At 66.0% G+C, this 8,751-nt stretch carries 8 protein-coding genes; 6 read left to right on the top strand and 2 right to left on the bottom strand.

Features of this window, described 5'->3' with window-relative positions; translation table 11 throughout:
- Positions 1-219: 219 nt before the first annotated feature.
- Both gltS and ACVOMF_RS19695 read left to right on the top strand, forming a co-directional pair.
- The gene (gene gltS / locus ACVOMF_RS19700; protein WP_481510769.1) at positions 220-1,425 is read left to right on the top strand and encodes a sodium/glutamate symporter; all 1,206 of its coding nucleotides are present in this window, start codon (positions 220-222) and stop codon (positions 1,423-1,425) included.
- 88 nt (positions 1,426-1,513) lie between these two features.
- Complete coding sequence (locus ACVOMF_RS19695; protein ID WP_481510768.1) at positions 1,514-2,755, top strand: FAD-dependent oxidoreductase; 1,242 nt, start codon at positions 1,514-1,516, stop codon at positions 2,753-2,755.
- Between the two features lie 6 nt (positions 2,756-2,761).
- On the opposite strand, the gene ACVOMF_RS19690 is transcribed toward ACVOMF_RS19695, so the two are convergent.
- Together ACVOMF_RS19690 and rsgA are read right to left on the bottom strand one after the other, a co-directional pair.
- Positions 2,762-4,018: a flavohemoglobin expression-modulating QEGLA motif protein gene (locus ACVOMF_RS19690; protein ID WP_481510767.1), complete on the bottom strand. Its 1,257-nt coding sequence runs from the start codon at positions 4,016-4,018 to the stop codon at positions 2,762-2,764.
- A gap of 254 nt (positions 4,019-4,272) precedes the next feature.
- The gene (gene rsgA / locus ACVOMF_RS19685) at positions 4,273-5,370 is read right to left on the bottom strand and encodes a ribosome small subunit-dependent GTPase A (protein ID WP_282273104.1); all 1,098 of its coding nucleotides are present in this window, start codon (positions 5,368-5,370) and stop codon (positions 4,273-4,275) included.
- A 287-nt stretch (positions 5,371-5,657) separates the two neighbouring features.
- Here rsgA and ACVOMF_RS19680 point away from each other — a divergent pair, with 287 nt between their 5' ends.
- The 4 genes from ACVOMF_RS19680 (at position 5,658) to ACVOMF_RS19665 (ending at position 8,684) form a co-directional block, all read left to right on the top strand.
- Positions 5,658-6,929 carry a pyridoxal phosphate-dependent aminotransferase gene (locus tag ACVOMF_RS19680; protein WP_481510766.1) on the top strand — a complete coding sequence of 424 codons (1,272 nt, stop codon included), beginning with the start codon at positions 5,658-5,660 and terminating at the stop codon, positions 6,927-6,929.
- 9 nt (positions 6,930-6,938) lie between these two features.
- A complete protein-coding gene (locus ACVOMF_RS19675) occupies positions 6,939-7,580 on the top strand; it encodes an SGNH/GDSL hydrolase family protein (protein WP_481510771.1) in 642 nt (213 codons plus the stop codon).
- A gap of 23 nt (positions 7,581-7,603) precedes the next feature.
- Positions 7,604-8,275 carry a class I SAM-dependent methyltransferase gene (locus tag ACVOMF_RS19670; protein ID WP_481510770.1) on the top strand — a complete coding sequence of 224 codons (672 nt, stop codon included), beginning with the start codon at positions 7,604-7,606 and terminating at the stop codon, positions 8,273-8,275.
- A 79-nt stretch (positions 8,276-8,354) separates the two neighbouring features.
- Positions 8,355-8,684 carry a DUF6172 family protein gene (locus ACVOMF_RS19665; RefSeq protein WP_481510765.1) on the top strand — a complete coding sequence of 110 codons (330 nt, stop codon included), beginning with the start codon at positions 8,355-8,357 and terminating at the stop codon, positions 8,682-8,684.
- The last annotated feature ends 67 nt before the right edge of the window (positions 8,685-8,751 follow it).

Below are 8,751 nucleotides of genomic sequence, written 5' to 3'. Positions count from 1 at the left end.
CCGCGCGCCCGGGGCGGGGCGGCCCCCGGCCGGCGGCTGCCCCCCGCCTGCGCGGCGGCCCGCCCACCCTCCCCCCCCCCCCCCGCCCCCCCCCCCCCACTACATGACCAGCCCAACCGGGAAACGCCCAAAACCCGGTCCAGTGCCAATAGGCCCGGTTGCTATTGTGCGTAAGGAACGACAAAGTTCGCCCTTCGCTGGTGTAAGGTCCCCACCCCTATGATTCAACTTGACGCCGTACAGACGGTCGCCTTCGCGGGCTTGACCCTGTTCGCCGGCTACGCATTGTGCCGTGCCATCCCGTTCTTCCGCCGCTACAACCTGCCTGAACCGGTGGTTGGCGGCCTGCTGGTGGCATTGGCCGTATGGTGGGCACATGGTCAGCAGACCACCCTGTTCACACTCGACACCACCCTCAAGACACCGCTGATGGTGGCGTTCTTCACCACCCTGGGCATCAACGCCAGCCTGCGACTGCTGCGGGTCAGCGGCAAGCAGGTGATGTTGTTCCTGCTGATCGGCAGCATCTTCGCGGTGCTGCAGAACCTGATCGGCATCAGTGTGGCCAAGATGTTCGGCCTGAACCCGATGTTCGGCGTGCTGGCTGGTTCGGCCACGCTGACCGGCGGCCCCGCCACCGGCCTGGCCTTTGCCGGGCATTTCGAGCAGGCAGGGCTGGTCGGCGCGGAAAGCCTGGCGGTGACAGCGGCAATGGCCGGCATCATCTGCGGCGGCCTGGTTGGCGGCCCGGTGATCACCGTGCTGATGCAGCGCTTCAAGGTGCAGCATCCCAGCCAGAAGGCCACCGGCGCGCAGCTCGGTGAAGACGAAGCCGTCACCGTGCGCTACCCCAGCGAGTCGGCCCGCGAGTTCGACGCGCTCAAGAGCATCGTCGTACTGCTGATGGCGATGTGGCTGGGCGTGTGGGTGGGCAAGGGTTTCGAAGGCATCGGCCTGACCCTGCCAACCTATATCGGCGCGATGCTGGTCGGCGCGGTGATCCGCAACATCGACGACTACACCGGCTGGATCAAGCTGTCGGTGCCGACCACCGACCTCATCGGCAACATCAGCCTGGCCTTGTTCCTGGCCATCGCGTTGATGGATCTGAAGCTTTGGGAACTGGCCGGCATGGGCTTGCCGCTGCTGGTCAACCTGATCATCCAGGTCTCGGTGGTGGCGCTGTTCGCGGTACCGATCTACTGGTTGATGGGCCGCGATTACGACGCTGCGGTAATGGGCGGTGGCTTCATCGGCTTCATGCTCGGCACCACCGCCAACGCGATGGCGGTGATGCGCCGGCTGGCCCAGCGCTACGGGCCGGCGCCGCGCGCCTTCCTGGTCGCACCGTTGGTGGGCGCGTTCTTCATCGACTTCATCAATGCGCTGATCATCACCGGCTTCCTCAACTTCTGGCCGCACTAATCCGCCGGTTCTGTGCGCCATACCCGTGCCTTGTGCCCGGGTTGGCGCGACAATGGGGCCCTACTCGCTCTGTAGCACCGCTCCGCTGATGACATCCAACGCAGTGCCCGCCCCTTCTTCCCGCCATGACCTGATCGTCATCGGCGCTGGCGTGGTGGGCCTGGCCACCGCCTATGCCGCGGCAAAGCGCGGTTGTTCGGTGCTGCTGCTGGATCGCAATGCCGGCCCGGCACTGGGTACTTCGTTCGCCAACGGCGCACAGCTCAGCTACGCCTATACCGACGCGATGGCCGGCCCGGCAACCTGGGCACAGCTGCCCGAGATGGCATTCGGCCGCAACGGGCCTTTCCGCACACGGTGGTCGGCTGATCCGGATTTCCTGCGTTGGGGTCTGGCCTTCCTGCGCCAGGCCAACACGGCAGGCCTGCAGCGCAATACCCTGGCCACGCTGGAACTGGCACTGGAATCGCGCCAGGCCATGCAGGCTCTGCTGCAGCAGCACCCCATCGATTTCGACCACGAGGTCTCCGGCAAGCTGCACCTGTACCCATCCGCCGAGGGCGTGCAGGGAGCGGCGGCGATGATCGCGCTCAAGCGCGGTCATGGCGTGCAACAACGACTGGTCAACGCAACAGAAGCAACCGCCATCGAACCTGCACTGAGTGGCGCGCCGTGGCTGGCCGGCGGCGTCTACTCGCCGGAGGAAGAAGCCGGCGACCCCTACCGTTTCAGCCAAGGCCTGCTGCAGGTACTGCAGCAGCACTACGGCGTGCAGGCACTGTTCGGCTTCGATACGCAGTCACTGCGTCGCGCGGATGAACACTGGCAGCTGCAGGCCCGCGATGGCCGCACGCTGCAGGCAGCACGCGTACTGGTCTGCGCTGGCATCGACAGCCCTGCCCTGCTCAAGCCTTTGCGCCTGCGCATGCCGGTGATGGCGATCAAGGGTTACTCGTTCACCGCACCGCTGGGCGCCAATGCCCCCAAGGTCAGCATCACCGACACCAAGCGCAAGCTGGTGTTCTGCCGCCTGGGCGAACGTATCCGCGTCGCCGGCCTGGCTGACCTCAACGATTGGAATCCCGCGCCAGAACCGGCACGGCTGGCAACACTGATCGCGCAGGCACGCGCGTCATTGCCCGAGGCCGCCGACTACGAGCGCATCGAAAGCAACTGGGCCGGCCTGCGCCCGGTCACGCCGTGGACCTCACCGATCATCAGGAACCTCGGCGATGGTCTGGCCTGCAACATCGGCCACGGCATGCTCGGCTGGACGCTGGCGATGGGCAGTGGCGAACGCGCGGTACAGCAGTTGCTGGGCACGCCCTGAGCCCACTCAGGTTTCGCTGATCTGGTCCATGCGGATGCGGTTGGCGAACAGCGAGAACGCCAGTGCGCCAGCAAGGCCATTGGCGCGGTTGATCCACTGCGGCAACCAACGCGGCGGCGCCAAAACCCCCGTTTCAAACAACGGCGTCAGCGCCTGTGCATCTTCCAGCGTCATCTTGCCGGCGAACAGCCAGCGGCAGGTCTGCAGCTTTTCATCGCGCAGCATCTGCCGGAAGAAAGTGTGCACCGAGACCAGGCCACGCAGGTAGACGGTGTCCTTGGTGAAGGCAGCGCCGCCGCTGGTGGGAACGCCACGGAACACACGTTGCGCCGAGGAAAAACTTTCCTCGGCAGTCTGCCCTGCGGCACGGAAATAATTGAACACATCGATGAAGTCGGCGCCATCGCGCGCCATCGCAATCGCCTCGATGCGCAGGCTGATGCGCTTGAGCCGCTGGATGTCGATACTGCCGGTGATCTGCTCGGCAAACGTCGCCAGACCTTCCTGGGTTGCGGTGATGCGCGGCGAGGACAGCGCCAGGCTGGGCAGCACCACCTGATCGCGCCCGTTGAGTGCGGTCAGCGAATGCACCAGCGCCTCGTGGTGGTAGAGCTGCGCACGGTCATAGGCACTGAAGGTGGCGCGGGTGCGCAGGCGGATGCGGGTCGCCCCCGCGGCAGCCTTGGCGATCAGTTCCGGGTCCAGCTCCACGCTGATCATGCGCCCGGCGAAGAACTCATCCAGGTCGCTCTGCAGCATCAGTTGCAAGGCCGTCGCCGATACCGGCACCTGTTCTTCCGGCGCCAGCAACTCGTGGTCCAGTTCCTGTGCAATCTGGATGAAGTGCCGTGCCGCATCGCGGGTGGTCGGGCCATTGCCCGGCATCGGCTGCTCGGGCACGCCGAACAGCTGGGTGGAGTAGTCATCCACCGCGCGCGTGCCCAAGCCTTCCAGCAGACTGGCGGCCAGATCCCAACTGCGCGCAGAATCCTGGATGTAACTGCCCAGTGGATGGCTCGCGTCCACCTCGTCCATTACCGCCGCCAGTTCGCGCCGCGTTTCCCTGAAGTCGAGTTTGGGGTAGTCCACCTGCGGCAGCTGCGGATTGCCGCGCGCCACGCTCTCCAGAAACGGCGCCTGCGTATCTGCCGGCCAGCTGGTCAGGCTCAGCAGACGGATGCCTTTCACCGCCGCTACCATCCGCGCATCCAGCGCAGCGTGATGGCTGATGGCTGGATCGTTGTGGGTATCAACTGTGGTCATGCCTGCCTCGATCAAATCAGGTAATAACGCGCAGCAATCGCTCTTGTAGGAGCGTCGCCAGGTGGCCTCGGGCCATAAGCCGCGAAGCCACAACCGCATCAACGCGCGAACAGCTTACCCCTCCCCAACCCGTCCGGCCCGAAGGCATAGCCTTCGGTCGTTCATCAGGCCGCGCGCCAGTGGCGCGCAAGCGGGCCTTCTCCCCCCCCTTCCCGACGCGAAAGGGAGGGAGCAAAAGCAGACAAACGCCGGCTTCAGCGCCGTTTGCCCTTGTTGATCGGCCGCCACTGCGCACCGCGCCCGCTATGTTTGCGTTCGGTCGCCTGCTCGGCCTGACGCTGGGCAAGTTTGGCTGCGGCCTGCGCCACTTCCTCGCGCAGCTTGAGGTAACTCTCCAGCCGGCTTTCGTCGATGTCACCGCGCTCGATGGCCTCCTGCACCGCGCAACCCGGTTCGCTGTGGTGCGAGCAATCGCGGAACTTGCATTGCGTGGTCAGCTCTTCGATGTCGGCGAAGCCACCTTCAGCCAGGGTTTCCTCGCCGGTCGGCTTGAGCTCGCGCATGCCGGGCGTATCGATCAGGCAGGCGCCATACGGCAGCGGCATCAGCGCGCGATGGGTGGTGGTGTGGCGGCCGCGCGAATCATTGCTCCGCACTTCGTTGGTCTTCATCCGGTCCTCGCCCAACAGCGTGTTGGTCAAGGTGGATTTGCCAGCACCAGAGGAACCCACCAGCACCACGGTATTGCCCGGGCCCAACCACGGCAGCAGGGCGGAGACGCTTTCCGGGTCCTTGCCGTTGATCGCCAGCAGCGGAATCTGCTGCGCGGCCAGGTCTTCCAGCACCGCCAACGCGTCTTCGCTGTACTCGGTCTGGTCGGCCTTGGTCAGCACCACCACCGGTGACGCACCACCGCCGCCAACCAGCAGCAGGTAGCGCTCGATGCGGCGCGGGTTGAAGTCAGCGTCCAAGCCACAGACGATGAACACCGTATCGATGTTGGCCGCTATCACCTGCTGGTGATAGTGCTCACCGGCGGCACCACGCTTGATCGAGGTATGCCGTGGCAGCAGCGCAACGATGCGCTTGCCGTCCAGCAACACCCAATCACCTACCGCCGCGCGCTCATGGCTGGGGAAACGCGGGCGCTGCCATTCCGGCGGTGACTCGGTCTTGAGGCTGTTATCGGGCGCATCGGCGACCACGTAACCGGAACGGTGCTGTTCGATCACGCGCCCCGGGCGAGCCTGCGGGTGGGCGGCAAAAGCTTCCTGCCATTGCGGGTCCTCGGGAGCACCGGGCCAGGGCCAGCCGATATGGCGCAGTGAATCGAAGTCGATGGAATCAGTCATTGGGGGATTCTACCGGGGCGGGGCTTGGCGCCGGGAATCTGGCTTGGTCAGGGTCAGCACCAAGGCAGATCAAGAGCCCCCCTCCCCGGCCCTCCCCTTGCCTGCGGCAAAGGGAGGGAGACAAGCGCGCGTAGCGCAGGGGAGGGTTGGGGAGGGGTGCCTTCGCCTTGCTTTTACCTGTAACCAATCACCTTTCCCGAATCCCCATTCCCGGCGCCAAAGCCCCGCCCCGCAGCGCAACAATTCGGCTACCATGCAGAATCCATGCCCTTGATGGCCCTGAGAAAATGTCAAGCCCTGTCAAACCGCTAGCTACCCGTGAACGCCTGTCCGAAGTCCGCTACGAAATTCGTGGTGAACTGGCCCGACGAGCGCGGGAGTTGGAGGCCCAGGGCCGCAAGCTCATCAAGCTCAATATCGGCAATCCCGGTGCATTCGGATTCCGTGCGCCTGCACACCTGCAGCACGCCATCGCCGATGACATGGGCCGTACGGACCCCTACACCCATCAGCAGGGTCTGCCAGTCGCTCGTGAAGCCATCGCCGCCGCCTACGCCCGCCGTGGTGCGCCCGATGCTGTTGCTGACCGTGTATTCCTGGGCAATGGCGTGTCCGAGCTGATCGACCTGTCGCTGCGCGCCCTGCTCAACCCCGGCGACGAAGTGCTGGTGCCCTCGCCGGATTACCCGCTGTGGTCGGCGGCCACCATCCTCAACGACGGTCGACCGGTGTATTACCGCTGCCGTCCGGAGAACGGCTTCCTGCCCGATCCGGTGGAGATGGAAGCGCTGGTGTCCTCGCGCACCCGCGCCATCGTATTGATCAACCCGAACAACCCGGCCGGCGCCAGCTACCCGCGCGAGCTGCTGGAGAAAATCGTCGCCATCGCCCGCAAGCACAACCTGTTGCTGCTGGTGGACGAAATCTACGACCAGATCCTGTACGACGGCGCCCAGTTCCAGCCAGTCGCGCCACTGGCCGGTGATCACCCCTGCCTGACCTTCAGCGGCCTGAGCAAGGTGCACCGCGCCTGCGGTTGGCGCGTGGGCTGGATGCTGCTGTCCGGTGCCGGCGAGCAGTTGGGCGAATTCCGCGCCGCACTCGACCTGCTCAGCGCGCTGCGGCTGTGTGCCAACGTGCCCGGCCAGTACGCGATCGAAGCCGCGGTCAACGGCCCGGACACCATTTCCGAACTGTGCAGCCCCGGCGGCCGCCTGTACGAAACCCGCCGCGCGGTGATCGAGGCCTGTGAGGCCAGCGAACACCTGTCGCTGGTGGTGCCGTCTGGCGCACTGTATGCCTTCCCGGCAGTGATCGGCCCGGCCGCACAGGGCTTCGACGACCACGACTTCGCCCTGCAGCTGATGGAAGAAGAAGGCGTGCTGGTGGTGCCGGGTTCCAGCTTCAACGTGCCCTACCGCAACCACTTCCGCGTCACCCTGCTGCCCGAGGCCAGCGTGATGCGCGAGGTTTTCGGCCGCATCGACAAGCTGCTCAGCCGTCGCGCCGAGGCGGTCACCAAGGTCGTGCAGCTCAAGCCGCGCAGTGCGGTGGGTTGATTGGCCTTGATCAGCGAGACCGCAGCCACTTCCACTTCTTACCTGGCGCTGGGCGACTCCTACACCATCGGTGAAGGCGTGCCGCAGGCCGGTACCTGGCCGTTCCAGCTGGCCGCCGCGCTGCGCGCGCAGGGCATCGAGCTGGACGACCCGCAGGTCATCGCCACCACCGGCTGGACCACCGACGAACTGGCGGCCGCCATCGATGCCGAGGCCCCGCAAGGGCCGTATGCACTGGTGAGCCTGCTGATCGGGGTCAACAACCAGTACCGCGGACGGCCGCTGGCCGAGTACCGGCAGCAGTTCGAACAACTGCTGCAGCGCGCGATCGCCCTGGCCGGTGAAGACCCGCGGCGGGTGCTGGTCCTGTCCACCCCGGACTGGGGCTTCACCCCCTACGCGCAGCAGAACGGACGCGATGCAGCCCAGGTCGCCCGCGAGATCGATGATTTCAACGCCGCCGCGCACGCCTGCTGCGGCGATTACGGCGTGGCCTTCGTCGATATCACCCCAACCAGCCGCGACGGCGGTGAAACGGTGGAAATGCTGGCCGACGATGGCCTGCATCCTTCGGCTGCCATGTACGGGCGCTGGGCGCAGCTGGCGCTGCCGGTCGCTGTCGAACTGCTCAAGCCAGCATCGGCCGCTTGAACCGTCCGCAAGCCACCCCGGCGATGGCCGGCGAGCGCGCGCGCGCGATTGCCCAGGCCTTCGCGCCACAGCGGTTCTGGGGCCATCGCGGCGACTACTACTACGCCCTGCTGAAGTTGCGCAGTGACCCACTTTATCCCGGCGTGCTCGACGCGCTGCGCGGCAGCAGCGCGCCACTGCTCGACATGGGCTGCGGGCTGGGCCTGCTGGCACATGCGCTACGTCAGGACGGGCAGCATATGGCCTATCTGGGCGTGGACAGCGACACCTCCAAGATCCAGCGCGCCACCACCGCAGGCGGCCGGAGCAATCTGAACGACGCCAGCTTCGCCCCGATTGATCTGCTGGCAGCGCTACCGACCCATCAGGGCAGCGTCGCCATTCTCGACGTTCTGCAATACCTGCCTGCCGCCGCCCAGCCCGGGCTGCTGCAGCGTGCGGCGGCGATGTTGAGCGGGGATGCGCGGCTGGTGATCCGCATGACCGTGGCTGACGGCAGCCGCCGCAGCGGCGTCTCACGGGTAGCCGACCGCGCCGCCAACCTGATTGGCTGGATGCGCTCGCGCCCGCGCGACTACCTGGATGTGGACGCTGTACGTGCTCATTTGCAGCAGGCCGGGCTGACCGTCAACCTCACCCCGCTGTACGGCAACACCCCATTCAACAACTGGCTGCTGGTCGCCCGACGCGGTTGAACCACCGTCAAGCCGTTTGCACCGATAATGGTGCCATTCCCTGCCGGCCCAACCGGGCTGGCGCAGCAACGAGATTCCCGTGAAGAAGACCTATAGCCTCGCCATCGAAGGCAAGCACCCCGACCGCCTGCTGGAAGCCAGCAAGCACGACATCCGCAAATACACCAAGCGTGAGCGCGGCAAGGCGTTGCCGGCTGGCGCCGATTCCTGGGGTTTCGACAGCAAGCTCGGCGTGGACGAAGCCTCGGCCAAGCCGGTGGGCTACGACGAGCTGTTCCGCGCAATCGACGCGCTGGTAGCCGCCGGCAACACCCAGTTCTACGTCGAAGTGGTGAGCAAGACCGCCAAGCGCAGCCCGCGCCCGGTAGCCGACGCAGCCCCGGCGGCAGAGACCGATTTCGAAGATTGATCGCCAAAGCCCCTTTGCCACAGGCAACAGGGGCTTGCGGTAGTGCCGAGCCATGCTCGGCAGGGGC

The organism is Stenotrophomonas sp. STEN022, from assembly GCF_056760155.1.
The sequence above is the reverse complement of the archived record's forward strand: the minus strand, read 5'-3'. Positions and strand labels throughout refer to the sequence as shown.

Bases quoted from the DNA above. Each gene is read 5' to 3' on its own strand.
- ACVOMF_RS19690 (WP_481510767.1), bottom strand. From the start codon at position 4,018: ATGACCACAGTTGATACCCACAACGATCCAGCCATCAGCCATCACGCT.
- rsgA (WP_282273104.1), bottom strand. From the start codon at position 5,370: ATGACTGATTCCATCGACTTCGATTCACTGCGCCATATCGGCTGGCCC.
- ACVOMF_RS19670 (WP_481510770.1), top strand. From the start codon at position 7,604: ATGGCCGGCGAGCGCGCGCGCGCGATTGCCCAGGCCTTCGCGCCACAG.
- gltS (WP_481510769.1), top strand. From the start codon at position 220: ATGATTCAACTTGACGCCGTACAGACGGTCGCCTTCGCGGGCTTGACC.
- ACVOMF_RS19680 (WP_481510766.1), top strand. From the start codon at position 5,658: ATGTCAAGCCCTGTCAAACCGCTAGCTACCCGTGAACGCCTGTCCGAA.
- ACVOMF_RS19695 (WP_481510768.1), top strand. From the start codon at position 1,514: ATGACATCCAACGCAGTGCCCGCCCCTTCTTCCCGCCATGACCTGATC.